At 38.6% G+C, this 25,375-nt stretch carries 23 protein-coding genes; 10 read left to right on the forward strand and 13 right to left on the reverse strand.

Features of this window, described 5'->3' with window-relative positions; genetic code table 11:
- Positions 1-207 precede the first annotated feature (207 nt).
- The 11 genes from BMW53_RS14355 to BMW53_RS14405 form a co-directional block, all read right to left on the reverse strand.
- Positions 208-1,725 carry a T9SS type A sorting domain-containing protein gene (locus BMW53_RS14355; RefSeq protein ID WP_038561875.1) on the reverse strand — a complete coding sequence of 506 codons (1,518 nt, stop codon included), beginning with the start codon at positions 1,723-1,725 and terminating at the stop codon, positions 208-210.
- A 152-nt stretch (positions 1,726-1,877) separates the two neighbouring features.
- The gene (locus BMW53_RS14360) at positions 1,878-3,050 is read right to left on the reverse strand and encodes a class I SAM-dependent methyltransferase (protein WP_051568006.1); all 1,173 of its coding nucleotides are present in this window, start codon (positions 3,048-3,050) and stop codon (positions 1,878-1,880) included.
- 23 nt (positions 3,051-3,073) lie between these two features.
- A complete protein-coding gene (locus BMW53_RS14365; RefSeq protein ID WP_038561878.1) occupies positions 3,074-3,682 on the reverse strand; it encodes a hypothetical protein in 609 nt (202 codons plus the stop codon).
- A 135-nt stretch (positions 3,683-3,817) separates the two neighbouring features.
- A complete protein-coding gene (locus tag BMW53_RS14370) occupies positions 3,818-4,459 on the reverse strand; it encodes a PIG-L deacetylase family protein (RefSeq protein ID WP_038561881.1) in 642 nt (213 codons plus the stop codon).
- Positions 4,446-5,288: a sugar phosphate nucleotidyltransferase gene (locus tag BMW53_RS14375; RefSeq protein WP_074780844.1), complete on the reverse strand. Its 843-nt coding sequence runs from the start codon at positions 5,286-5,288 to the stop codon at positions 4,446-4,448. The genes BMW53_RS14370 and BMW53_RS14375 overlap by 14 nt, the downstream gene beginning before the upstream one ends.
- Before the next feature lie 45 nt (positions 5,289-5,333).
- Complete coding sequence (locus BMW53_RS14380) at positions 5,334-6,629, reverse strand: class I SAM-dependent methyltransferase (RefSeq protein ID WP_051568008.1); 1,296 nt, start codon at positions 6,627-6,629, stop codon at positions 5,334-5,336.
- Between the two features lie 42 nt (positions 6,630-6,671).
- A complete protein-coding gene (gene lhgD / locus BMW53_RS14385; protein ID WP_038561884.1) occupies positions 6,672-7,874 on the reverse strand; it encodes an L-2-hydroxyglutarate dehydrogenase in 1,203 nt (400 codons plus the stop codon).
- Between the two features lie 10 nt (positions 7,875-7,884).
- Complete coding sequence (locus tag BMW53_RS14390; protein WP_038561888.1) at positions 7,885-8,931, reverse strand: NAD-dependent epimerase/dehydratase family protein; 1,047 nt, start codon at positions 8,929-8,931, stop codon at positions 7,885-7,887.
- A 162-nt stretch (positions 8,932-9,093) separates the two neighbouring features.
- A complete protein-coding gene (rfbF, locus tag BMW53_RS14395; protein ID WP_051568009.1) occupies positions 9,094-9,906 on the reverse strand; it encodes a glucose-1-phosphate cytidylyltransferase in 813 nt (270 codons plus the stop codon).
- A 100-nt stretch (positions 9,907-10,006) separates the two neighbouring features.
- Positions 10,007-10,597, reverse strand: coding sequence for a UpxY family transcription antiterminator (locus tag BMW53_RS14400; RefSeq protein WP_051568011.1), 591 nt, complete (start codon positions 10,595-10,597; stop codon positions 10,007-10,009).
- A 68-nt stretch (positions 10,598-10,665) separates the two neighbouring features.
- On the reverse strand, positions 10,666-10,932 hold the full coding sequence (locus BMW53_RS14405; RefSeq protein ID WP_038561891.1) for a transposase: 267 nt from the start codon (positions 10,930-10,932) through the stop codon (positions 10,666-10,668).
- A gap of 1,153 nt (positions 10,933-12,085) precedes the next feature.
- Between BMW53_RS14405 and secA the strand changes: the two genes are divergently transcribed.
- The 7 genes from secA (at position 12,086) to BMW53_RS14440 (ending at position 20,092) form a co-directional block, all read left to right on the forward strand.
- Positions 12,086-15,409, forward strand: a complete 3,324-nt coding sequence (gene secA, locus BMW53_RS14410) for a preprotein translocase subunit SecA (protein WP_038561892.1) — start codon at positions 12,086-12,088, stop codon at positions 15,407-15,409.
- A 9-nt stretch (positions 15,410-15,418) separates the two neighbouring features.
- Positions 15,419-16,249, forward strand: coding sequence for a prolipoprotein diacylglyceryl transferase (gene lgt, locus BMW53_RS14415; protein ID WP_245749050.1), 831 nt, complete (start codon positions 15,419-15,421; stop codon positions 16,247-16,249).
- Positions 16,250-16,334: 85 nt separating this feature from the next.
- Entirely contained in the window at positions 16,335-16,925 is a 591-nt protein-coding gene (locus BMW53_RS14420) for an FKBP-type peptidyl-prolyl cis-trans isomerase (protein ID WP_038561897.1), read from the forward strand.
- A gap of 172 nt (positions 16,926-17,097) precedes the next feature.
- Entirely contained in the window at positions 17,098-18,171 is a 1,074-nt protein-coding gene (gene aroC, locus BMW53_RS14425; RefSeq protein WP_038565341.1) for a chorismate synthase, read from the forward strand.
- A gap of 1 nt (position 18,172) precedes the next feature.
- Positions 18,173-18,589 (forward strand): DUF134 domain-containing protein, encoded by a 417-nt coding sequence (locus tag BMW53_RS14430; protein WP_038561900.1) that lies wholly within the window; start codon positions 18,173-18,175, stop codon positions 18,587-18,589.
- Positions 18,590-19,009: 420 nt separating this feature from the next.
- Positions 19,010-19,561, forward strand: coding sequence for a PepSY-associated TM helix domain-containing protein (locus BMW53_RS14435; RefSeq protein WP_038561903.1), 552 nt, complete (start codon positions 19,010-19,012; stop codon positions 19,559-19,561).
- Positions 19,562-19,591: 30 nt separating this feature from the next.
- On the forward strand, positions 19,592-20,092 hold the full coding sequence (locus tag BMW53_RS14440) for a hypothetical protein (RefSeq protein WP_051568012.1): 501 nt from the start codon (positions 19,592-19,594) through the stop codon (positions 20,090-20,092).
- 36 nt (positions 20,093-20,128) lie between these two features.
- Here the strand turns inward: BMW53_RS14440 and BMW53_RS14445 are convergent, their stop codons facing one another.
- Positions 20,129-20,602: a methionine-R-sulfoxide reductase gene (locus BMW53_RS14445; protein ID WP_074780847.1), complete on the reverse strand. Its 474-nt coding sequence runs from the start codon at positions 20,600-20,602 to the stop codon at positions 20,129-20,131.
- Positions 20,603-20,806: 204 nt separating this feature from the next.
- On the opposite strand from BMW53_RS14445, the gene BMW53_RS14450 reads away from it, so the two are divergent.
- On the forward strand, positions 20,807-21,490 hold the full coding sequence (locus BMW53_RS14450; protein WP_051568013.1) for an RluA family pseudouridine synthase: 684 nt from the start codon (positions 20,807-20,809) through the stop codon (positions 21,488-21,490).
- 96 nt (positions 21,491-21,586) lie between these two features.
- On the forward strand, positions 21,587-22,090 hold the full coding sequence (locus BMW53_RS14455) for a DUF4252 domain-containing protein (protein ID WP_038561905.1): 504 nt from the start codon (positions 21,587-21,589) through the stop codon (positions 22,088-22,090).
- A 40-nt stretch (positions 22,091-22,130) separates the two neighbouring features.
- On the opposite strand, the gene BMW53_RS14460 is transcribed toward BMW53_RS14455, so the two are convergent.
- A complete protein-coding gene (locus BMW53_RS14460) occupies positions 22,131-23,519 on the reverse strand; it encodes a sulfatase family protein (protein ID WP_051568014.1) in 1,389 nt (462 codons plus the stop codon).
- 100 nt (positions 23,520-23,619) lie between these two features.
- On the opposite strand from BMW53_RS14460, the gene BMW53_RS14465 reads away from it, so the two are divergent.
- Positions 23,620-25,218: a Na/Pi cotransporter family protein gene (locus tag BMW53_RS14465; RefSeq protein WP_038561908.1), complete on the forward strand. Its 1,599-nt coding sequence runs from the start codon at positions 23,620-23,622 to the stop codon at positions 25,216-25,218.
- The last annotated feature ends 157 nt before the right edge of the window (positions 25,219-25,375 follow it).

Genomic DNA, 25,375 nt, shown 5'->3' on the forward strand with positions numbered 1-25,375 from the left:
TCCCGTAGAAAAATCTTATGCCATAAAATTGAGTTGTTATTATAGAATAAAAACTTGACACGGAAACCGTCATTTCCTAACTCCAGAACGGAGTGATAAAAAACAAGGGTGTCTTTGTTATTCTTATGGAATACTATTAGAAACTGAGATGCTTTTATTGTACACCCTTATTAATCTCAGCCAACCTCAATATATAATGAAAATAACTTACCTTTTTATTATAACTTTTGTGATTTGTTTGCTGGCACCATTTTGAATGACCAGGAGATAAAGACCTTCATTAAATCGTGTACTTTCGAAACGCAGAGTTTCCGGAATGTTTTCTACCACATTTTTATCATAAATTCTTCTGACTTTTTGGCCGGTTGAATTATAAATGTCAATGGTAGCTTTTGAACTAACTTTAGGAGTGAATGAAATTGTAGCTATTCCTTTTACTGGATTTGGATAAACTTGTAAATCAACGACTCCCATCTCATCAGGAGCAGTTATGAATGCCGATTTTTCCATATAATAGGATTCGTCGTCACAATGACCAGAACCAATTCTTCCTTCATTATAATCGGCAAGTATTGAAGCAAGATCAGTCAGTTCTTTGATTTCTTCTTTACTTGCATCTGTTTTGCCTTTTACCTTTTCGTAGTAGCCAGGTTCATCTACCTCAAAAATGGACATAGCATCAGTTAGAGCATCTTCAACTTCAGAAGGAACATATATTCCTCGTAAGGTATTTAGGTAGGCGGCCATAAACTGGTGCGCCAAATTATAATACACATTTCCCTTTACCGGAGTATTAAATAAATCGATCCAACTCATTCCTGATAAGTAAAATTCAGTATCAGGACCATCTGAGAGTTCGTTCCAGGTAGCGTCAGGTTTGCTGGCCGGTCCGTATTCGGAGTGGGTTTTCCAGTATCCCTGGGTATAAGTACAGCCCTGGTTAACTGTGGTTGTTAGTAAGATGGTACCTGTAAGAAATGAATCGCCTACTTTATCATCAACAGGATAATTTGGAGAATAGATCTCTAAGCTTACCTCAGTAACATCGCCCGGGATATTTGAGAGCATAATGTTTTGGATATTTAAAAGATGTCCAAGATTATTAGAGTCAAATTCTAATTCCTCAGTTTCTGCCCCTGCAGTTAGTTTAATAACAACGTACCGATGGTCTTCAGTTAGCTCACTAATCGGAATATCTACTTCGATATCACGTGCTTCCATGCTCCATGGTAAAGTAAAGTTGTAAGTTAAAGGATCAGCGGCTCCATTGTGAAATACAAAGGCATGATCATATTCAACAATACTGTACACATCCGGATCTCCACCCGATCGGTAAACATATGCCGTGAAAGAGATTACATTTTCCAACTGGTCGTAATTCTGGAGAGTAATTCCTCCCGCATCAACATCGGTGAAAGTTGCAGTGTAATATCCCCAATGTTGGCTTACTCCATTCGGAACGGTTGGAGCAAAGTCTTGTTCTGCAAGGTTGAATGAAACAGTGTAATTTTCATTAGCATCAGAAAAAGTAACATCAGCAGGTGTGGTGCCCCGAAATACTGAAGCCGCTTCTACTACAACATGGTCAACTGTGCCCCGATCGGAAATGTAAAGCGTTGAAGGATTGGTATTTTCTACACCAATCCCAACGAGTTCAATAACCTGAGAATTTGCAAACTGAAAGAATGCAATACTCAAAACAAGTAAAAGTAAATTTTTTTTCATGTCTCTTGTTTTTAAGTGAGATAAAACTGTAAAATGTTAATCTTATATAGATCAGTTATTTAAGCGTGGATAGATATTGCATAGCAATAAGGCATAATCAGCAATAAATTATTCCGGAGTTTGCCATTTAGATAAATTTTGACCTTAACGGCCTATAAACAAATTAGCTCAGGAAAAAGGTCCATTTCAGTTAACATTTTTTCTATTTCCGTTTTATAAACGGCATTCATTATAATAATGGTATCTGGTTTAAACAAATGAAGAATTTTGGGATGTACGTACTGAATACCAATTCCCGGAATATAGTTACCTTGCATGTGAGGATTTATATCAACAACATGCTTAATTACTTTCATTTCATCAAAATGTGTCAAAAAACCTACTGACTTTGAACCACCGCCCCATAACGCAACTTTTTTGTTTTCATCTTTTAACTTTTGAAGTAACTTTTTGTAGCTGTTCAATTGATGATTTATTTTTATTGCAAACTCATTAACGTGTTTGCGGAGCTGCTCAATACTTTCTTCTATGGCGTGAATTTGCTGTGACGAATTTTGCGATACTCTTGCTTCGATAAACAAATATTGTTCCTCATATTCCTGATATAGATCCAGAACTTCGAACCCAGACGTTTTAAACAGGCGTGCCAGTGAACCCGGACTAAAATAGGAACAGTGTTCGTTGAAGATATCCCAAAAAGCCTGGACTTTTAAAATGCGAACGATGCTGGGAACTTCGAAAAATACAATTACTTCATTCTTTGCCTGTATGGATTGTTTTATCGTATCTAAAAAAGTTTTTGTATTGTGAATGTGTTCCAGTGTGTGCCTGCACACAATTACATCGTTAGGCAATTTGCCATGTTCGCTTGAATAGAATTCTTTTACGAATGAAACATTCGGATTTGGTTTTAATCGGCCATTAACATAGGCCGGATCAATTCCAATACCTCTGTTGTTGCCTAATTCACAAATCAGGTTTAAAAAATCGCCTTTGCCACAACCTACTTCCACAACATCTTTATTCCGAACATTGTATTTATTAATAAACCGGTTGGTAATTTCGGTAATAAACTTCTTAAATGTTGGCGAATAACCTTGCTGGTCTTCATATCCTTTTGTGTAGTAATCAATACTGGTGTCAAAAGAGCTGTTGTAAATAAAACCACATGAATTACAAAAAGCCAGTGTAATATCCATCCGAGGAATTGATATTGCTTCTTCGTATGATTTTACAGTAACCACACTTTGAACAGGTGCGTTTTTTACCCGAAAGAATTCTTCTGTTTTATGGCTGTTACAAGAAGGGCAGTGTAAATGCTTCATTGTGTTGTTTTATAAAGAAATTTCTACCATAGTTCCCCATTTATTTCAATAATATTAGGTTGATATTTGTTATTCTTACTCTTTAACATGACGCAATATTCAACTAATTCTGTTCTGATATTATCCTTGTAATAAAACAGTTGGCTTTTTGATCTATACCAACCAAGCTTGCGGTAATAATGTACTAGTTGTTCCCCGCAAATAAATAATCCACACTCTACATTTAGTTGGTTAAAAAGATGGTTGTCAACATATTTGAATGTTTTTTTTGCAATTCCAAAGCCTCTGTAAGATGGCAAGGTTAAAAGCCCTCCAGTTCCTCCTACAATAACTGGTTTGGAATCAAACAGTGCACTTGTTTTAATAATATATCTGATGCTGATAATTTTATTCCTTAGATAGGCAATCGCAATCAAGTGCGGGGTGTGCCACTCCTGATCAGAACTTAATGTGCGATTGAATACTTTTTTGAATATATTGTCAATTGCCGATAATGTTGTTTTATCTAGTTGGTTGTAGAGCTCAATTTTTATCGTTATTCTATTTCTTATAGGTGTTTTTGCATTTTGTTTTTGTAAATAGTATTTCCTTATTTTACGTAATATTTGTTTTGATTTGATAACTAACGTCATATTTTGCTCTTATTTATAGTGTTCTTTTATTAAGCAGATATCTTGGAGACAGTAATGAAAAGAAGTGATTCTCTGCCAATCATCAAGTTAACAAGTGCCGGTTTTAAGCTCAAATGTATAGTTGAATATTGTCGCTTAAATCACCAACTTTCTAACATAAAATGCTTCTGCAAATCTTGATGTTGATTCTATTCCTCTTAGGCGGGGGAGTGCGTTAAAAGTTGCCTCATCAAACCAATGTTTATTTTGCTGAGAAATAAAGCTTTCCAAGATTATCTTGTTCCTTTTGTGTATAATTTCTTCTTGGAGTGGAACGTAAAAATTAGGGATTCCCAAATCACCATCGTATTTTGGTATTTCATACTCTAGTATCATATGATTTCGCCAGGTATTCCAGGTTAAATCGCTTATTAAACGATGATCCTGATGCCTGTCTTTTCTATAATGTGTGAATATCAGGTCGGGGTCAATATCCTTTTTTAGTTCCTCAAAATATTCCTTTATTTTCACAAATTCGGTTTTAAGAAAACCATCTCGAAATGTATTTATTGAAACCTTATTGTTAGGGATATCTTCTACAAACCTATGAGCACTTATAAGAGCTTCTTGCTTTCTTATTTTGTTAGATGCGAAAACTATCCAACTAAGGTGGCTAACTTCATTTTCTTGAATTATCTTAAGTAGGGTACCACCTGCTCCTATCTCAATATCATCGCAATGTGCCCCTAAACAAAGGATTTTTAATGGAGTATCGTTCTGAAATTTAAAGGACAACATATTTCGTAAATCTTTTAATTAATTTAGTTTTTTTCTTTTCCTGATTTTCAAAGCGTGTCCAAACTTCCCAGGGAGGATTCCCCTGTGCATAAATGTCATCCAGATTCTTTTTATCTTTAAACGTGTCCATGCTAGCCCAGTAACCGTTATGTTCCCATGAAATGAGTTTGTTTTCTTTAATCAAGCGACTGAATGGTTGATCCACCAATTCATCACCTTGCTCCATGTAGTCAAAAATCTCTTTGCGAAGAATGAAATAACCGGTATTAATATGCAATCCGGCCGATCCAATATGGCTAATTTTCTTTACAGTTCCATCATTTTTACGTTGTACGACATGGAAACTTTGTGTTGGTTGGTAGGCCATAATAGCAGCAGTTTTGCTTTTATCATTTAGAAACCAGTCTAGCATATCAGGTAGGTGGAGGTCTGTTAATCCATCACTATAATTAGCCAAAAATAAATCTTCATCTTTAAGGTATTCTTTCACTTTCAATAGTCGCATACCTATGTTTGAGTTTAAACCGGTATCAACAAAGGTTATTCGCCAATCGTCTATATCCGAATTTAGAAGCTCGATTTCACTGCCTCCTTTGGTATAGACAAAATTATTCGATAGTGTTTCGTTGTAATTAATGAAATAGTTTTTTATGTAATCGCCCTTATATCCGAGGCAAAGAATAAAATCTTTGTGTCCGTAACTGGCGTAGTATTTCATTACATTCCAAAGAATTGGACGATAACCAATTGTTACCATTGGTTTGGGAATCTGTTCCGAATATTCTCGGAGTCGGATTCCTTGTCCACCGCAAAATAAAACTACTTTCATAGGGAAAAATGAGGATGAGTTTGTTGTGCTGCTTAAGATAAATGATTAACCGATTTCTTCTACGCAGTAATGATTCTTTTCTGCATAGGCGTGATCGATAACAGTTAGCCGGGGAATTGGAACAACAAATTTTCCGCCCCAGTCGAATACATATTTATGGTGACTGATAATTTCCTTTTTTAAGTTCCAGGGAAGTATAAAAACATAGTCAGGTTTAGTAGATTTCAGCATTTCAGGATGATAAACCGGAATGTGAGAACCGGGCAGGAAGGTATCTTGTTTATGTGGGCTTCTGTCAACTGTATAGTCCAAAAAATCAGATCGGATACCACAATAATTTAAAAGTGTGTTTCCTTTGCCGGGTGCTCCATAACCGGCTATGTGTTTCCCTTCATTTTTTGCCTGAATCAGAAAGGCCAAAATGTTGCGCTTGGTTTCTTTTACTTTTTCGTTAAACGAATCGTAATATTGCAGGTTATTCATACCTGCCTTGTGTTCAGTCTCCATTAGGTCGAATACGCTTTGTTGGATGCTCCTTTTCGTGTCATTTTTATGATGTGCATATATCCGTATTGAACCGCCATGTGTTGTAAGTTCTTCAACATCGAACAATTCAAGATCGTGTTTTGAAAATATTTTCTGAACAACGGTAAATGCAAGATAGGAGAAATGTTCATGATAAATTGTATCAAATTGGTTCTCGGCCACAAGTCGCATCAGGTGCGGAAATTCCATTGTAATAACGCCTTCGTCTTTTAGAAATATCTTCATTCCCTCAACAAAATCATTAATGTCGGGGACATGTGCCAATACGTTATTTCCTATTATTAAATCTGATTTTCCGTATTTTTCAACCAGCTCTTTTGCGGTATTAACACCAAAAAACTTTTTTTCCGTTCTGATATTCTTTTCATTAATGGCATAGTCGGCAACCCCTTCTGATGGCTCAACCCCAAGAACCGGAATTCCTTTTTCAACAAAATATTGTAACAGATATCCATCGTTACTGGCAATTTCGGTAACCAAACTATTTGAGGTTATTTTAAATTGTTTCATCGCATGGTTAACATACCTTTTTGCATGGTTGAGCCATGTGTCGGAAAATGATGAATAGTACCCATAATCGCGATAAATCTGTTCGGGCGAAGCACTTTCTGGTACCTGGGTTAGATAGCAATTTTCACAAATATAAACCTTCAAAGGGAAATGTGGTTCCATTTTGTTCAGGTCTTCAGGTTTTATTCTATCCTGGCAGAGTGGTTGCATTCCAAGGTCGGTAACTTCATGCGTTAACGAAGATTTGCAGAAATTACATTTGTTAAAAGCTGTTTTTGATTTCATAATGTGCTGTTCGTGTGTATTTATATTTTGGCGAAAATTTGATTAAGTCAGTTTGCTCATTGCCCTTTGGGCTATTGTTTCTCCTATTGCTAGCGAAGCTGTGGCTGCCGGAGATGGTGCGTTTAAGACATTAAGGATATGCTTGTTTTCAGAAATCAGAAAATCGTCAATCAGCTTTCCGTTACGATCGCATGCCTGCGCTCTTACTCCGGCGCCTCCCGTTTTTATGTCATCATATTGAATCTCAGGCACCAGCTTTTGCAGTGCTTTAACCAGGGCAGCTTTATTGTACGATCGGTAGTATTCTCCTAATCCCATTCTCCAGTATTGGCGCATTACTTTCCTGAATCCAGGCCATGCGAGTGACTCTAAAAATTCAGTACATTTAAATGAGTATTTCGTGTAACCTTCTCGTTTAAATGCCCATACAGCATTGGGGCCGGCTTCAATACCACCATGTATCATCCGTGTAAAATGAACACCCAAAAATGGAAAATTCGGATCGGGGACAGGGTATATGAGGTTTTTCACCAGGTGACTTTTCGCTTCGGTTAGTTGGTGATATTCTCCTCTGAATGGAATGATTCGTACATTTAGTTCCGATTCAGACAAGGCCGCAATTTTATCGCAATACAAGCCTGCTGTATTAATTAGAATTCGGCACGTATATGTATTCTGATTTGTTTCGATGGTAACACCATTATTAATCAAACCGATTTTTTCAACTTTGGTGTTCAGCTTTATGTGCCCACCAAACCTTTCGGTAAAAATTTCAGCATATTTATTGCTCAAATCGCCATAATCAATTATCCCGGTGTATGGCACATGTATGGCAGCTATTCCCGAGGCATGTGGTTCGTAAGCTTTAATTTCTTCCCGGTGCACTTTTCTCATCCGAACCAATCCGTTTTGAATACCTCTTTCCCAAAGATCCTCAAGCCGCGGCAATTCATCTTCGCGGGTAGCAACTATTAACTTTCCGCACAAATCATATTTGATGTTTTCGTTCTCGCAAAAATCGATTAGTTTTTGATAACCTTTCCGGCAATTAATGGCTTTCAGACTACCCGGTTTATAATAAACTCCTGCATGTATAACTCCGCTGTTATTACCGGTTTGGTGCAGGGCAACTTTGGCCTCTTTTTCAAGAACTGTAATCTTTTTTGAAGGATTGTTTTCCGCTAGATACAAGGCGGTTGCAAGTCCAACAATTCCCCCTCCAATTATAATTATATCTTGTTTCATGGATTACGGATTACCAGTTCCAGCTCAAGTTATCATCAAGAGTTTTTGCTTCAAGTAGCTGGTTAATTACGTTTAATCGCATAAGTGAAGATGACCTGAAATTGGCGTCATTAAATCCCATGTTTGTTAATTGGTCATACAGGTTTTGTATGCTGGGTTTTAGGCTATAGATGGGTTGATGATTAGGAGCCAGTTTTTTGAACAGATCGAAATTAACTTTGTATGAACGCTTGTCAGGAGGTGCATCTGCATTGACTGATACTTTACAACCGGGAACAACCTCTGCAACAACTTCGGCGAGTTCTTTTACCTGGTAGTTCCATTCATTACTGCCGGTGTTAACAGCCAGGAAGTTACCACCTTGTTCCGGTTTTCGCGTAACCGACCAATCAATTGCCCTGGCCATATCGAACACGTTAATCAGAGGTCGCCAGGGAGTTCCGTCGCTTAAAATGTCGATTTTTTTAGAGGTAACTGCACCGGCTACAAAATCGTTTACTACCAAATCAAGACGTAGCCGGTTGCTGGCCCCACATGCTGTAGCAAAGCGATGGCAGGTTACTGTAAAATTTTTATCAGCTATGGTTTCCAGATCTTTTTCTGCAGCAATTTTTGATCGGGCATAAGCTGTAAGTGGGTTTAAGGTATCGGTCTCAATTTTTGCAGCATCGTCTGCTGCGCCGTAAACACTGCAACTCGAGGCAAAAATAAACGCACGAACACCTTTGGCTTTTGCTGCTTTTGCAAGCTCAATGGTTGCTTTGTAATTAATATCCATGGTTATTTGTTCAAATTTGTTTCCCATGGGGTCGTTTGAAATGGCGGCCAGGTAAATAACGGCATCAACATTATTAAGAATTTCCGTGTCGAAATTTCTAACATCGCCAAAAATCTGTTCATTGAGTTTGGTTTCGGGTAAAATGGCCGAATTTGTCAGATGTCTTGCAAAAAAACCAGTGTCGAAACCAATTAACCTGGAGTTTGGATGGGTTTTTCGAAGTTGACTAACAACTCCCGGACCAACATAGCCCATATTGCCGGTTATTAATATTTTCATACTATTTAAAATTGTTGGTTTTTAAAGGTGTAGTGCGGAACTTGCATTTGTTTTAATCATATTTTTAGATGTCGAAATATTACAAGTTCGTTTATCGATTAGATTATTATTGATTTTACAGAAACAGATTGTGCGTTAAGAGTGATGAAGTAACCTTTGACCTCATGGCCTGATTGTTTTTTGATATTTATCGGTCGGAATCTTGTTCCAGATCATCCATGGGGCATTGTCAGCTTCTATTAGTCTTTCCAGGTGTCGTTTGTCGCGAGCAGTGTCCATCGGAACCCAGAAATTTTCATGTTTATAAGTAACTAATTCTTTATCAAAAGCCAGGTTTTCCAACGGAGCTCTTTCAAAAACAGTAGAGTCTCCTTCTATGTAGTTTAGCACTTCTGGTTCGCAAACAAAAAAACCACCATTTATCCATTGCCCGTCTCCACTTAATTTTTCCTGGAATTTCGTTACTTCATTTTTCTCGTTTATTACTAACGACCCCCATCTTCCTTCTGGTTGAACCGATGTCATTGTAATAAGTTTATTGTTGTAGGTATGATATTCCAACAATTTCTGGATATTGATATTAGCAACTCCGTCACCATAGGTGAGCATAAAACGTTCGTTATTAATGTATTTTGCAACCCTTTTAATTCGTCCACCAGTCATGGTGTTAAGGCCCGTATCAATCAAGGTAACTTTCCAGGGTTCCGATTGATTGTTCAGAATTTTCATTTCGTTCGATTCCATATCGAAGGTAATGTCGGACTGGTGCATGTAGTAATTGGCAAAATATTCTTTAATAACATATCCTTTATAGCCAAGAAGAATAATGAAGTCATTAAATCCGTAGTGGGAGTAGATTTTCATTATGTGCCATAGGATGGGTTTGCCACCTATTTCAACCATTGGTTTAGGTTTAATATCTGTTTCTTCGGATAGGCGGGAACCTAATCCTCCTGCAAGTATAAGTACTTTCATTTTTTCATTTTTAAGAATTATGAGAGTGATTGTAGATGTAATTCTATTTGAAAGAGATGTGTAGATGTTAGTTAGCGTTTAAGCCTGCAGTTTGTGGTCATTAGAATCTTACTGATGTTTTTGCGATACTTTTTTGGGGGAGGGTTCGCTTTTTTAACTCGTCAGATTGTTTTTCGGGCTTAAGTATTTTTATTTCATCTTTCGAGATGTTGGCATGTAAGCAGTACCCCATCATGGGAATACGAATTAGAATTCGGAATTTTCCGTTGAATTTGACGATCTCTCCACGAACTCCTTTTAGTGCACCATATAAAACCTCTGCTTTTGTGCCTGGCGCAATGTTTTCTTTTGTTATGGCAATTTTTGTTTTGTCTTGTTCAACAAAAATTTTAATGTCTTCAATTTGTTTTTCTGGAATTGCTTGTGCTTTTCCTCCAAAACTTACGTAGCGAATTACTCCCGGAATACTAAGAACATTAAAAAATTCTTTATAACTCACTTTAACAAAAACATAGCTTTTAAACAAAGGCGCTTCAATCCATTTTTTTCTGTCGCTCCATATTCGTAATGATTCTTGTAGTGGGAGATAACAAGTTAAATTTTGCTCTTTTAAATTTTCCAGAATTTTTCTCTCTCTATTCGGTTTGGTATAAATAGCATACCAAAAATACGATGGTTCTTCCAGCTTCATTTTTTATATTTTAAGAGTTATTGTTTTCAATAAGAACAAAACAGTTAGTAGCACTAGCTATTTTTATATCAATTCTGTTTTTCTAGTTTTGATTTTAAAATTAAGTTCTCCAAACTTAAGTCGGCATACATACGTTTTAAGCGATCATTTTCTTCTTTGAGTTTATTAATCATTAAAAGTTCGTCTGAATTGCTTTTCCCATATTTGGCCCGCCAGTTGTAAAATGTAGCCTGGCTAATTCCATATTCATCTATAATTTGCTGAATAGATTTGCCATCTCTATTTTCCTGAAGTATTTGGGCTATTTCAGATTTTTTAAATCTCTTTTTTACCATCTGAATAGTTTTTGGTATGGAAAAGACTGATTTAGGTATTGATTGAACTTTTCTAAGAGTGGAGCTGTAATTTGGTTGGGTGGTTTAATTTCTTTAAGGAAAGAACAATAGTTGCTCTCTATTTTTGTATAAACAAACCCTCTACCACTCTTTTTTTTCGTTTTTCAAAGTTTAAGGCTCTTAATTCTTAAAATTTATTTATAAAATATTGGAATTAAAAGTTTAAAAAAAAGCTGCTTAATTGCTCTAAGTCATACTTTTGGAGGCGTTCTGGTATTCTCTTCTTTTTTTTGAAAAAGAATAAAGGTATCCCTACAGTTAATCACAAAGTCTTAACAAATCCGAAGACGAAAAAGCCTTTCGTCAAAGCATTTATAGTTTAATATAAATGCTTTTTGTCCTTTTAAATTATTTTACAGAAAATGTATAAATAGTGTGAAATTGAACAGAGGTCTCCCTACAATGAATCACAAAATTTTTAATTTCTGTAAAACAATTACACTAATAATGCACTGGTACAACTTATTTTGGGTGAGAATACAGAAAATAAATGATTACCCTTATTTATTATTCTGTGTTTGTGCAGTACTTAAAGTTGAAAACATTTTCTAATCCATGTTACTATCCTCAACTTATAAGTTCTTTACAACGAAAATGATTTTTTAATGTTTTTATCTTATCGTTTTCGAAAAAAAAGTTACGTATAATTTCTAATACTACAAACTTATTTGCAATAAAATTCTTAGATTTTTTACTGGTTTTTCTATTTTGCTCCAACTTTGTTGTGTGTAATAATCAGTATTTCAGTGTTTTGTGGTTTGTTAAAAAAGATAGATAAGTCTTATTTTATTGTCGAATAAAAATAGGATTTGTTTTATTCATTCTTAACAAATATTCTGTGCTTATAAAAAGAGGTGTCCTGCTCAAAAGTAATCGCCACACAATAGCAGAAAATGGAAACTTTAGTGCCTCTTTCATGATATTCTGACGTGATTGTCACATATTGCAGTTTAAAGTATGAAATTCTGTCTATAAAATAATCCAGTTTATATTTGGCATAATTATTAGTAATAAGTAAATCGAATGTTTTTTTAGCCTGTACAATTAATTACATTTGCACAGGTTTCATATAATTTAAATATAAGTTGCACAGATGGCATTTGTAAATAAGATCCTGGGAAAATTGCTGGGAAACAAATCGGAGCGGGATATTAAAGAAATAACTCCTATCATCAATAAAATAAAAGAGGAATACGAAAGAATCTCCAAATTATCTCATGATGATCTTAGGGCCGAATCGGCGAAATTAAAGCAAATTATAGCCGACCGAATTAAACCTGAAGAAGACGAAATTGCTGCTTTAAAAGTAGAAGTTGAAGAAGTTGAAATTCAGGAAAGCGAAAAGATATACGAACGTATCGACAAGTTGGAAGAAAAAATTGATGAGAAAATAGAAGAAGTTCTCAATGAAATTCTGCCAACTGCCTTTGCTGTAGTAAAAGATACAGCACGACGGTTTGCAGAAAATGAAGCTATTGAGGTTTCTGCCAACGATTTCGACCGCGATCTTTCGACAACCCGCGACAGCATTAAAATTAACGGAGACAAAGCCATATGGGAAAACAGTTGGTTAGCCGGAGGAAACCGGGTAACCTGGAACATGGTTCACTACGATGTGCAGCTGATTGGTGGTGTGGTACTTCACCGGGGGAACATTGCCGAGATGGCAACCGGAGAAGGAAAAACGCTGGTAGCAACTTTACCTGTGTTTTTGAATGCACTTACCGGAAAAGGGGTACACATTGTAACGGTGAACGATTACCTGTCGAAACGTGATGCCGAGTGGATGGGGCCAATATACGAGTTCCACGGATTATCGGTTGATTGTATCGATAAGCACCAGCCAAACTCTGAAGCACGAAGAAAAGCATACAACTCGGATATTACATTCGGAACCAACAATGAATTTGGTTTCGATTATCTGCGCGATAACATGGCCATCAATCCCGAGGATTTGGTGCAGCGCAAACATCATTATGCCATTGTCGATGAGGTTGACTCGGTGTTGGTTGATGATGCACGTACGCCACTTATTATTTCGGGGCCGGTACCAAAAGGCGATAACCAGCAGTTTGAAGAACTGAAAGTTTACGTAGAAAAATTATACCGGGCGCAGCGCGAATTGGTCAATAAAATATTTATTGATGCCAAGCGCCTGCTTACCAAACCCGATGCAACTTCCGACGAGAAAAAAGAAGGTGGTTTGCTTTTATTGCGTGCCCACAAAGGGATGCCTAAAAACAAATCGATCATTAAATTTTTGAGCGAGGATGGCATGAAAGCTGTTATGCAAAAAACAGAAAACCTGTACATGCAAGAGAACAGCAAAAACATGCACATTGTAACCGATCCGCTGTTTTTTATTATCGAAGAGAAACAAAACTCGGTAGAGCTTACCGATAAAGGTATCGATTTGATTTCTGCCGGTTTTGAAGATGCTGAATTCTTCGTTTTGCCTGATATGGGTGGAAAAATGGCCGAGCTGGAAAACAGTGAGAAAGCGCCGGAAGACATTCAGCTTGAAAAAGATAAGTTACTGCAGGACTACGCGATAAAATCAGAGCGAGTTCATACCATAAACCAGTTGTTAAAAGCATATGCCATGTTTGAAAAAGATGTGGAATATGTGGTGATGGACAATAAGGTGAAAATTGTTGACGAACAGACCGGTCGTATTATGGAAGGTCGTCGTTATTCTGATGGATTACACCAGGCAATTGAAGCCAAAGAGCAGGTGAAAGTGGAAGCTGCAACGCAAACTTTCGCAACCATTACGCTTCAGAACTATTTCAGAATGTACCACAAACTGGCCGGTATGACCGGTACTGCTGAAACGGAAGCAGGCGAGTTCTGGGACATCTACGAACTGGAAGTGGTGGTAATTCCCACCAACCGTCCGATTGTTCGCGACGACAGGGAAGACATGGTTTTCAAAACCAAGCGCGAAAAATACAATGCGGTAAGCGACGAAATTGTTGAACTAAACAAAAAAGGTCGTCCGGTATTGGTGGGTACAACTTCGGTTGAAATATCGGAGTTGTTAAGCCGAATGCTGAAAATAAAAGGTATTAAGCACAACGTTTTGAACGCGAAATTACACGCACGCGAGGCTGATATTGTTGCCGAAGCCGGTCAGGCCGGAGCAGTAACAATTGCAACTAACATGGCAGGTCGTGGTACCGATATCAAGCTGACCGACGAGGTTAAAAAAGCCGGTGGTTTAGCAATTATTGGTACCGAACGTCACGACTCCCGACGTGTTGACAGACAGTTGCGAGGACGTGCAGGACGCCAGGGAGATCCGGGGTCTTCGCAATTCTACGTTTCGCTGGAAGATAATTTGATGCGTTTGTTTGGCTCCGATCGTATTTCCGGAGTAATGGACAAGCTTGGTTTGGAAGACGGAGAGGTGATTCAACACTCCATGATTTCGAAATCGATTGAACGGGCGCAGAAAAAGGTTGAGGAGAATAACTTCGGTATTCGTAAGCGTTTGCTTGAATATGATGATGTAATGAACTCGCAGCGCGAAGTGATTTACAAAAAACGTCGCCATGCATTATATGGCGAACGTTTGGAAGTTGATGTGCTGAACATGATGTACGACTCGGTTGAAGAGTTGGTAAATGAATACCACGGTTCCGATATGTTCGAAGATTTCAACATGGAACTGATGCGTTTGCTTTCGCTGGAATCGCCTGTTAGTCAGGAAGAATTTAAGAGTTTGAATGCTGCAGCGGTAACCGAGAGTATTTACGAAAAAATGATCAACAATTACAACCGTAAAGTTGAAACCATTGCGCAACAAGCTTATCCGGTAATTAAAAATGTTTACGAAACCAAAAAAGAGGTTTACAAAAATATTGTTGTCCCGATAACCGATGGAAAACGTGTATTCCAGATTATTTGTAACCTTGAAAAGGCCTACAATAATAAAGGTAAGGAATTGGTAAAATCGTACCAGAAACAAATTGTGCTGAACACGATCGATGAATCGTGGAAAGAACAACTTCGCGAAATGGACGAATTAAAACAATCGGTACAAAATGCTACTTACGAGCAAAAAGACCCATTGTTAATTTACAAGTTCGAGTCGTTTAACCTGTTTAAGATAATGGTTGCCAAAGTGAATAAGGATGTTGTTTCAACCTTAATGAAAGGACAGATTCCGATTCAGAGCCCGGAGCAGGTTCGTGAGGCAGAAGTACGACGTAGAACGGATATGAGCCGTTATAAAACACAGAAGTCAGAACTTCCATCGGCCGAAAATGCCATGGAAGGAGCCAATACAAATACGGCCGAAAAGGCCAAACCACAGCCTGTTAAGGTTGAAAAACGTGTTGGTCGTAACGATCCTTGTCCTTGCGGAAGCGGCAAAAAATACAAACAATGCCACGGTAGAGGTGGTGACTTATAATCAAACTACATGATGAATATGATCAGTTTACTGAACTTCATTCACTGGAATGTCGATCCTGAAATTTTTAGCCTCGGGCCACTGTCAATACGATGGTATGGGTTATTGTTTGCCTCAGGATTTTTAATTGGCTATTACATTGGCGAAAAAATGCTAAAATCAGAAAATGTAAACCAGAAATGGATCGACAGTCTGTTCTTTTACATTATTATCGCCACGGTTGTTGGTGCACGTCTCGGCCACGTTTTCTTTTATGGATGGGATTATTACTCGCAAAATCCGGGCGAAATAATAAAAGTTTGGCATGGCGGACTGGCCAGTCATGGCGGGGCGCTTGGTATTTTAATTGCCATGTACCTGCATTCAAAATGGATAACCAAACGAACCATGCTATGGACACTCGATCGCATTGTAGTTCCAACGGCTTTGGTTGCAGCATTTATCCGCACCGGAAACCTTATGAACTCTGAGATATACGGAATTCAAACAGCATTGCCGTGGGGTATAATTTTTGAAAGAAACGGCGAAACCGTAGCAAAACACCCTACACAGGTATACGAAGCATTAGCTTACCTCATTTCGTTTGGTGTGTTAACGTATTTATATTGGAAAACAAGTGCCAAAAACCGTCCGGGTTTATTGCTGGGCGCATTTTTCGTTCTTATTTTCTCAGCTCGTTTCTTTATCGAGTTTATAAAAGAAGACCAGGAAGCATTTGAAGCCGGTATGGCATTGAACATGGGGCAGTGGTTAAGTGTTCCTTTCGTTGTTATTGGCGCACTATTGGTTTACAGAGCGATAACGAAACCGGAAGTGGTTTTCAAGAATAATAAAAATTAATGTTAAAACTGAATAAAGGAGCTGCAAGTATTTTGTTGTAAAACTGAAAATAACTTATTTTGCAGATCATTAAGAATTAAAGAATATGTTAGAGATTGGAAAATATAAAATGGTGAAGTTGACGTACGATCTTCGTATCGACAACGAGCAGGGAGAACTGGTTGAGCAGGCAACAACTGAACAACCTTTAGAGTTTCTTTACGGAGCAGGTATGATGCTACCAAAATTCGAATCTGAATTGATCGGCTTAAAACAAGACGATCCATTCACAATTAAAATTGATAGCACAGAAGCATACGGTGCCGTAAACAACGAAGCAATTGTTGAATTGCCCAAAAATGTGTTTTTGGTGAATGGTGAATTCGACGCAGAATTGATTAAAGTTGGAAATACTGTACCAATGATGAGCAGTAACGGTCAGCGTTTAAACGGATTGGTTTTAGATGTAAACGATGAAACTGTTAAAATGGATTTTAACCACCCATTGGCGGGCGAAGATTTGTTTTTTGCAGGTAAAGTTATTGACGTTCGCGAAGCATCAGACGAAGAAGTTGCGCAAATCCTTTCAGGTGGAGGAGGTTGTGGCTGTGGCAGCGGTGGCGGATGTTCTACCGATAGCTGTGGCGACGGTTCATGCGGAACCGAAAGCGGTGGTGGCTGCGGCTGTGGCTGCTAATAAATTTTGATAATAAGTTCAATTTAATTATTTTAACCCTGTTTTCATCTTACAATGGAAACGGGGTTTCTTATTTTATAGAGCTGATTGTGTGAAAATCAACTACTTTTCCTGTAGATGCCAATAACACAAGATGTAATTGTTACAAAAAGTAACAAACAATATTTTACAGATGAACACTTTTGGAAAGATATTTCGCTTAACCTCTTTTGGCGAATCTCACGGACGAGGAATTGGTGGTATAATCGATGGTTGTCCGGCAGGGGTTGAACTCGATATAGATTTAATTCAAAATGACCTGGCCAGAAGAAAACCAGGACAGTCGAAAATTACAACACAACGTAAAGAACCGGATCAGGTAGAGTTTCTTTCTGGTGTATTTGACGGAAAAACCCAGGGAACTCCAATTGCGTTTGCTATTTGGAACAAAGACCAACACTCGAACGATTACAACGATCTAAAAGATGTATTCCGTCCGTCGCACGCCGATTATACCTACACTAAAAAATACGGTACACGCGATCATCGCGGAGGCGGCAGATCATCGGCACGCGAAACTATAGCACGTGTTGTAGCCGGAGCAATTGCCAAACAAATTCTGGCAAAAGCAGGTGTTTCTATTCAGGCTTTTGTTTCTCAGGTTGGAGAAATTAAATTGCAAAAAAGCTACAAAGAACTTGATCTCACTGCAACCGAGAATAACATTGTACGTTGCCCCGATCAGGAAGTAGCAGAGCAAATGATAGCCCGAATTGAAAAAGCCGGGCGCGAACACGATACCGTTGGTGGTGTAATTACCGGTGTTGCTACCGGAGTGCCTGCAGGCTGGGGCGAACCCGTTTTTAATAAGCTGCATGCCGACATGGGCTTTGCAATGCTCGGAATTAATGCCGTAAAAGGATTTGAGTACGGTTCCGGTTTTGACGGAACAAAACTCAGTGGGTCGGAACATAACGATATTTTTATAAAAACAGACGAAGGCGTTCGTACAAAAACAAATAACTCAGGTGGCATTCAGGGAGGAATCTCCAACGGCGAGGACATTTATTTTAATGTTGCTTTTAAGCCCATCGCTACCTTATTAAAAGAACAACAAACGCTCGACAAGGATGAGCAAAACATAAAAATTAATCCAAAAGGAAGACACGATCCTTGTGTGCTTCCACGTGCTGTTCCTATCGTTGAGGCAATGGCTGCATTAGTTCTGGTTGACCACTTTTTACTAAATAAACTTAACACAATTTAATATGCCAAGAAGAAAAAGAAACAGAAGGATCCAGGTACCTCCGGTAATTAAAGGTATGTCGGTTTATGGTGTTCGCGGACGAAAAACAAATGAAGTTATTTTACACCTCGAAGAATACGAGGCAATTCGTTTGCTGGATTACCAAAATCTTACACAGGAAGAAGCTGCCGTTTTTATGGATGTTTCGCGCCCGACACTTACCCGTATTTACGAAGAAGCCCGAAATAAAGTGGCAACGGCTTTTGTTGAGGGGAGAGACCTTATTTTCAGAGGCGGTGATGTTTATTTTGATAAAAACTGGTTCAGATGCAACAGTTGCAAAGCAAGTTTTAGCGATTACTCTGAAAAGAATGAGAAATGCCCTGTATGCAACTCCGAAGACCTGGTTTCGCTTAACGACTTCTATATGGATAAATAAAAGCTTTTTAGCAGGCTTTTGTTAGAAAAAGACAAGAAAAAACCTCCGGCTCAATAGCCGGAGGTACCCAATTAAGTTGTGATAAAACCAGAGCCCTAGTACACTAGGATAGGTGCAATATACAACTATATGTTTTTCGTGTCAATACTTGATTTCTCTTATAAAGACAAATTTACCTTAAATAAACTCCCGAATCGTAAACCTCATGCGGTTTGTATTGACTATCAATATTTTCCAATAATGTTAATATTTAATAGTTTTTGTTAAACTGCTAATCAGTCCATTTATCATATATTTACCTTCCAAAAGAGTTTATCCATGAAACGACCATGAATTTTAACATTTTAAAATTGGCTCAGGCCGAACTTCGTTTCATCGGGAGTTACATCTTATACCAATTAAATAAACAATTTTAATAAGATGAAAATTCGGAAATTACTACGCATTTTACACCGCGATTTTGGGTACTTTATTGTGGCTATGACAATTGTTTATGCCGTGTCGGGAATCTATTTAAACCATCGTCACGACTTCAATCCCGATTATAAAATTATCATTACAGATTTTAAGCACGATTTGCAGCCGCAAGAATCGTATCCGGATGACGAGATTCAAAAAATTGTGGAAAAGGTTCAGCCCGATGTGGTGTATAAAAAACATTACGTTGACAACGATGGCGATATAAAGGTGTTTATTGCCAATGGAGAAGTAATAATTTATTCCGGCTCTGGAGAAGGAAGAATGCGCTATCTGCAGCGTCGTCCGTTGATATTTGGTATGAACAAACTTCACCGGGCAACTCTCGGAACTGCCTGGAAATGGGTGAGCGATACAATGGCCGTTATTCTGTTGTTTGTAGCTGTTTCTGGCTTGTTTATTCTGAAGGGAAAAAGAGGTTTGCAACGTTGGGGATGGTGGTTAACAGTTGCCGGCTTAGTAGTTCCTTTAATCTTTGTAATTTTATATCTTTAACCAACATAAAAAATCCAAAACATCAAGAAAATGAAAAAAATTGCATTAATTAGTTTGTTAGCGGTAATTCTGTTTGCCTGTGGTCAGCAAACAAAAAAGCAGGAGGCTAAAGTTGAACCAGAGAAGTCAGCAGTAGTGCTAAGTGTTGACGAACTTCTTCAGAAAGCGCCTGAGTTAGCCGATAACGAAGTGGTTGTAAAAGGAACAGTATTTCATGTTTGCCAGCACGGCGGTGAACGTTGTTTTTTAATGGGAAGTACCGAAGATATCTCAATACGTGTTGAAGCCGGTGAAAAACTCGGAGCTTTTACGCAGGAGCAAATGGGAAGCGAATTGGAAATTACAGGTATTCTGAAGGAAGTTTTAACCGAAGCCGATGCTCACAATCCGGGTAAAGAGCATGGTGAAGCAGAAGGCGAAGTTGAAGATGCCGAAACAGCAGCAGCGCATGAAGTTCTTGCTGAAAATCAGGCAGCGGCAGAGCGCGTGTTTTTTATTGAAGGACTGAAGGTAAAAGAAATGACAGAGTAGTCAGGCAATACACTCAATACAAAAAAAGGAAAACAATTATTGTTTTCCTTTTTTTGTATCCTTTTCCGCCGGAATAAAATCGAGCGAAACAGAATTAACGCAATGCCTGGTGTTTTTATCGGTAAAACCTTCACCCATAAATACATGCCCCAGATGTCCGCCACAATTGGCACAGGTAATTTCGGTTCGTCGTCCGTCGGCATCAACCGTTCGTTTTACTGCACCGTCAATCTCATCATCGAAACTTGGCCAGCCACAATGCGAATCAAATTTATCGGTCGATTTATACAAGGCTGCCCCACATTGTTTACACACATAAGTGCCATTTTCTTTATAATCCGTGTACTTTCCGGTGAACGGGCGTTCCGTTCCTTTTTCTAAAATTACGTAGCGTTCAAATTCTGTTAATTTGTTGTATTCCATTTTTTTAGTGTCTTTATTTTGTTGCTCATTTTGGGCGTAACTTACAAAACTTAAACCGAGAATAAATAATAATACAATTGTTTTCATCTCATTAAAATTGTTTAGATCATTTGTATTCGATGTAACTCCCGATGAATTTTAATTCTTCATGTTTATGAAATTTGAAGAATAAAAATTCATGTTCGTTTCATACACCTATAACAACCGGAACTCGTGGTGGTTTAACTGCATGCGTTAAGAAATATAAAGAACGAACCTGAATAATACTACCTTTGAGCATTTAAACAAAGCATGAATATTCCAGTACTATATCAAGACGAAGCGATAATTGTTGTTGAGAAGCCGATTGAGCTTCCGGTTCATAAAAATGATTTTATGCCCAACGATGCGCCATATTTAACCAAATTAATTGGCGATGAAACGGGGAAGTGGATTTATAATGTACATCGTTTAGACTCGAAAACTTCGGGAGTGATGGTTTTGGCATTATCGTCGGAAGTGGCCAGTGTTTTAACCAAACAGTTTGAGCAGAAGGAGGTACAGAAAACCTACTACGCCATCGTGCAGGGAAATCCGGGAGAGGGAACGTTCGACTCGAAAGTGTTGGTAAAAAAGAAATCGAAGTTTAAAAAGCCGGCTGTAACACATTATAAAACTTTGCGCACCGTTCAAACAAAATTGGCTTCGAAAGACAAAACAGATATTGAATTGAGTTTGGTGGAAATTAAGCCCGAAACAGGACGCTGGCACCAGTTGCGCCAGCATTTTGCCAAAAACAGGTTTGATATTATTGGCGACACGCATCACGGCGATTTTGCGTTGAATAAAATTATTCTGGCTGATACTGATATTCGTCGGCTTTTCCTGCATGCCGGGAAGCTTGAATTTAAGCATCCTGTAACTTCAGAAACGGTTTCTTTTGATTCACCAATTCCTGAAGAATTTGATCGGCTGCTAAACTTTTATGAGTCCTGATTCACTCAGATTGTCACGTTTTCTGGTTAATTGATAAAGTTTTTGATTTTCATGTAACGATATTTAGTGCTTTACGTCTTATTCAAAAACAAAGACATGAAACGTATAGCTTTAATTTTATCGGTAGGTCTTTTTTTAATGACCTCGTGTGTTTACGAATCGGGCGTATCAGAAGCCTATTCCAAATACCGTTTTAAAGATGGTGTAACTACGGTTTCGGTGCCGGGCTGGGTAATTCATCTTGCAGCCGGAATTGGCGATTTGGAAGAGAGCGAACGGGATTTACTGAAAAGTATCGATGGAGTTAAAGTGATTGCTGTTGAAGACAATAATTTGAATGCCCGAATTGATTTACATGAAGAATTTTACAAAAAAATCAGCGAGAAGAAGGATTACGAGCAGCTTATGGTTGTTCGGGAGGAAGATCAGAGCGTAACCATTTTTGGCCGTATGGATGAATCGTTAATAAAAGAAATGGTGATTTTGGTTGGTGGCGACGACAATGCCCTGATTTACGTTAAAGGCGAAATCAGTCCTGAAATTCTAAATAATCAGATTGATATCTCGAATCCCGATCGTTTTTTAAGCTTTAAACATTAATCAGGGCACTGTTGATGACAGTTGCTAATAGCACAGTTCTTTAGTTTTCGCTAAAGAACTTTTTTTTATGTATTTCTGCGTAGCCCAATAATTCTTCTGCAATGTCGGGATGCTGAAGAATGACGTTCGTTGTTTCGTACGGATCATTTTCCATGTCAAACAGCGAAAGCTCTATTTTGGCCGAATAATCATATTTTCCGGGTATTCCATCTTTGCCTTTTATATCCGTCATTGTGCGGTAATTATGCGGAAGATGTAGTTTCCATTTTCCGTTGCCCGATAGTACTGCCTGAAATTCGCTGTTGTTGGTAAAAGCATAATAATCGTGCGGATTTGTAGCATTGGGTTTTCCGGAGATAATGTCCCAAACGTTTTTTCCGTCTATTTCGGTTTCGGGAAGCGGAATGTTGGCCACCTCGCAAAGTGTTGGCAGCAAATCGATGGTCATTAAGGCCTGCGTCGATTGCCGGTTACCTTTTAATTCTGCCGGATACTTGATAATTGTTGCCGAGCGCGTTCCTCCATCAAAGGTTGTACCTTTTGCTTCGCGAAACGGTGTTGTTCCGGCGTGGTTGCCATAAGAAATCCACGGGCCGTTATCCGATGAGAAAATCACAATCGTATTCTCCTCAATTCCATTGTCTTTTAATGCCTGGTTTATTTGTCCAAGCGACCAGTCAAGCTCGGTTAAAACATCAGCGTATAATCCTTTGCCGGTTATGCCTTCAAACCCGGGGCCGCAAAACAGCGGAACATGCGACATGGCGTGTGGAACGTACATTAAAAACGGTTCATCTTTGTGTTTCGAAATAAAATCAACCGCATGTTCGGTGTACCATTTGGTCAGCATTCTTTGGTCGGCCGAATCTACATCTTCAATAGTAATTTCGCCGTTCTCCCAAAATTGCAGAGGCCATTGTCCCCAGTAATCCGGGCTTTCAGGATGATGCCTCCACATATCGTTGGAGTACATCAAACCGCAGGTTTCATCAAATCCCCGGTTTTGAGGCCGTGTTTCCGGTTGATCGCCACAATGCCATTTGCCAAAAAGTGCCGTTTTATATCCGGCATTATTAAATACTTCGCCAATGGTGGGGAAAGTTGTTTCCAGCCCGCGACCGCCGGGGCCGTGTGCACCAAAAACTTTTGTTCGTCCGGGGTAACAGCCCGAAATAAGTGCCGAACGCGATGCCGAACAAACAGCCTGTGGTACATAAAAATTACGGAACATTATTCCTTCTTCTGCCAGTTTTGTTACGTTAGGCGTTGCAATACGGGTTTGCCCGAAAGGAGAGAAATCGGAATACCCCGAATCGTCGAGAAAGATAATTACAACATTGGGTTGTTTGGTTGTTTGAGAATTATTGGAACATGAGTTTAGAAACAAAGCCAATACAAACAGGCAAAGAAGTTGGTGTAAGTTCATCATTTTAAGTTTTAGTATCAGCTAAATTAGCATTAATCTAATTGTCGTAAAATGATTTATAGAAGAGTAATATAAGTTTTTTAAATTAGGCGAAAGATTTAGTATGAATTTTACCACACAGATTATACTTTTATTGGGCGGACTGGCATTGTTCCTGCATGGGATGAATGTAATGACCGACGGCTTAAAAGCTGCCGCCGGAAGCAAAATGAAGTCGTTCTTACAAGGAATGACACGTAACCGCTGGACTTCGCTGGTGGCAGGAACCGGAATTACAGCAGTTATACAATCTTCGTCGGTAACCACAGTTTTGGCTGTGGGATTTGTCTCTGCAGGTTTAATCTCTTTTCAAAGCACACTTGGAATTATTTTGGGGGCCAACGTTGGTACCACTATCACAGCACAGATTATTGCTTTTAAAATTACAAAAGCCTCGTGGATAATGATTGCCGGCGGATTTTTGGCCGGGTTTCTATTTAAAAATAAAGTGGTTAAAAATGTAGGTACAATTATTCTTGGCCTCGGTTTGGTTTTTCTGGGAATGAGCGTGATGAGCGATGCAACCGCGCCGTTAAAAAGCTACGAACCTTTTTTAGACCTCATGGAAGGCCTCGATAATTACCTTTACGGAATATTGATTGGGGCGTTATTTACGGCATTGGTACAAAGTTCTTCGGCAACCACCGGAATTGTAATTATTATGGCTTCGCAGGGATTAATAGCTATTGAACCGGCCATCGCCATTATTATGGGTGCCAATATTGGTACCTGTGTTACGGCAATTTTATCGGCATTGGGCAAACCGAAGGCGGCAGTGCGGGTGGCTGTTTCGCACGTTCTCTTTAAGGTTATTGGAGTTGTACTTTGGTATGCCTTTATTCCTCAATTGGCTCATTTGGTCGATGCCATTTCTCCAGGTAGTGAAGCACGACAGGTGGCAAATGCGCATACCATTTTTAATTTGGCCAATACTTTTCTGTTTATCTGGCTGGTAACACCCATTTCAAAACTCGTGGTTTGGTTGGTTCCCGAGAAGAAAAAGAAAGAGGAAAGACTATTTCCGGAGTTACACCAATTTTATTTAGAAGATGTTAATCTTGCTTTGGATTTATCGCAAACTTCCATTGCCAAACTGGGAGAAAGCGTACTTGAAATATTAAAAGCAGGTGTTCCGATGGCCTTAACCGGAAAAGAGCACGAATTGGTTGAGCTGCGTTATAAAGATACATTTATAGATAGGGGACATGCCGAAATTTTAACTTTTCTGCAAATCATACAAAGCCAGTCGATAAGTAAAAATCAAAGCCATATTCTTGAGCGGCAGATTGAGGCTGTAAATGTGATGGAATCGGCAGCCGATGTGGTTACTACATCGTTAGTTGAAGCCGCACAACATCGGATAGAAAAAAGCTTTGAAGTAAGCAGCGATACGGTGCAGCGCATAGCAGTTGTTCATAAATTGGCGCTTGAAGCTTTTTTTATGGCAGTACAATTTTACACCGAAGATGATATTTCAGCAGATGATACACTGGCCAAAGAACAGTTTAAAAAAGAACTTCAGGACGTTCGGTTATACCTGGTTGAAAGATTATCGGTAAGCGATGAAAACCGTATTGATATTTATCGTTTTGAATCGGAAGTACTGGAGGGCATAAGGCGAATACATGCTTTGGCAAGGCGGTTAAAAAGAAAGGCTGGATAATCATTTTCGGCGCTTCTGAAAAGTAATACCAATTTGATTATAAAATGCCGTATTGGATATGCCGGTTATTTTCCGTTTGTACAAGGCGAAAAATTATAGCATAGCCGAGCTACGTTATAATTTTTCAACACAGTAGAAACGGAAAATAACAAATTTA

It is taken from the genome of Draconibacterium orientale, from assembly GCF_900111425.1.
GTDB lineage: Bacteria > Bacteroidota > Bacteroidia > Bacteroidales > Prolixibacteraceae > Draconibacterium > Draconibacterium orientale.

What these genes read in the sequence shown, in the direction of transcription:
- BMW53_RS14390 (WP_038561888.1), bottom strand. Translation starts at nt 8,931, where the DNA reads ATGAAAATATTAATAACCGGCAATATGGGCTATGTTGGTCCGGGAGTT.
- BMW53_RS14375 (WP_074780844.1), bottom strand. Translation starts at nt 5,288, where the DNA reads ATGAAAGTAGTTTTATTTTGCGGTGGACAAGGAATCCGACTCCGAGAA.
- BMW53_RS14435 (WP_038561903.1), top strand. Translation starts at nt 19,010, where the DNA reads ATGAAAATTCGGAAATTACTACGCATTTTACACCGCGATTTTGGGTAC.
- BMW53_RS14360 (WP_051568006.1), bottom strand. Translation starts at nt 3,050, where the DNA reads ATGAAGCATTTACACTGCCCTTCTTGTAACAGCCATAAAACAGAAGAA.
- BMW53_RS14370 (WP_038561881.1), bottom strand. Translation starts at nt 4,459, where the DNA reads ATGTTGTCCTTTAAATTTCAGAACGATACTCCATTAAAAATCCTTTGT.
- BMW53_RS14400 (WP_051568011.1), bottom strand. Translation starts at nt 10,597, where the DNA reads ATGAAGCTGGAAGAACCATCGTATTTTTGGTATGCTATTTATACCAAA.
- BMW53_RS14355 (WP_038561875.1), bottom strand. Translation starts at nt 1,725, where the DNA reads ATGAAAAAAAATTTACTTTTACTTGTTTTGAGTATTGCATTCTTTCAG.
- BMW53_RS14455 (WP_038561905.1), top strand. Translation starts at nt 21,587, where the DNA reads ATGAAACGTATAGCTTTAATTTTATCGGTAGGTCTTTTTTTAATGACC.
- BMW53_RS14460 (WP_051568014.1), bottom strand. Translation starts at nt 23,519, where the DNA reads ATGATGAACTTACACCAACTTCTTTGCCTGTTTGTATTGGCTTTGTTT.
- BMW53_RS14365 (WP_038561878.1), bottom strand. Translation starts at nt 3,682, where the DNA reads ATGACGTTAGTTATCAAATCAAAACAAATATTACGTAAAATAAGGAAA.
- rfbF (WP_051568009.1), bottom strand. Translation starts at nt 9,906, where the DNA reads ATGAAAGTACTTATACTTGCAGGAGGATTAGGTTCCCGCCTATCCGAA.
- BMW53_RS14450 (WP_051568013.1), top strand. Translation starts at nt 20,807, where the DNA reads ATGAATATTCCAGTACTATATCAAGACGAAGCGATAATTGTTGTTGAG.
- lhgD (WP_038561884.1), bottom strand. Translation starts at nt 7,874, where the DNA reads ATGAAACAAGATATAATTATAATTGGAGGGGGAATTGTTGGACTTGCA.
- BMW53_RS14445 (WP_074780847.1), bottom strand. Translation starts at nt 20,602, where the DNA reads ATGAAAACAATTGTATTATTATTTATTCTCGGTTTAAGTTTTGTAAGT.
- BMW53_RS14405 (WP_038561891.1), bottom strand. Translation starts at nt 10,932, where the DNA reads ATGGTAAAAAAGAGATTTAAAAAATCTGAAATAGCCCAAATACTTCAG.
- BMW53_RS14420 (WP_038561897.1), top strand. Translation starts at nt 16,335, where the DNA reads ATGTTAGAGATTGGAAAATATAAAATGGTGAAGTTGACGTACGATCTT.
- lgt (WP_245749050.1), top strand. Translation starts at nt 15,419, where the DNA reads ATGATGAATATGATCAGTTTACTGAACTTCATTCACTGGAATGTCGAT.
- secA (WP_038561892.1), top strand. Translation starts at nt 12,086, where the DNA reads ATGGCATTTGTAAATAAGATCCTGGGAAAATTGCTGGGAAACAAATCG.
- aroC (WP_038565341.1), top strand. Translation starts at nt 17,098, where the DNA reads ATGAACACTTTTGGAAAGATATTTCGCTTAACCTCTTTTGGCGAATCT.
- BMW53_RS14380 (WP_051568008.1), bottom strand. Translation starts at nt 6,629, where the DNA reads ATGAAATCAAAAACAGCTTTTAACAAATGTAATTTCTGCAAATCTTCG.
- BMW53_RS14440 (WP_051568012.1), top strand. Translation starts at nt 19,592, where the DNA reads ATGAAAAAAATTGCATTAATTAGTTTGTTAGCGGTAATTCTGTTTGCC.
- BMW53_RS14430 (WP_038561900.1), top strand. Translation starts at nt 18,173, where the DNA reads ATGCCAAGAAGAAAAAGAAACAGAAGGATCCAGGTACCTCCGGTAATT.
- BMW53_RS14465 (WP_038561908.1), top strand. Translation starts at nt 23,620, where the DNA reads ATGAATTTTACCACACAGATTATACTTTTATTGGGCGGACTGGCATTG.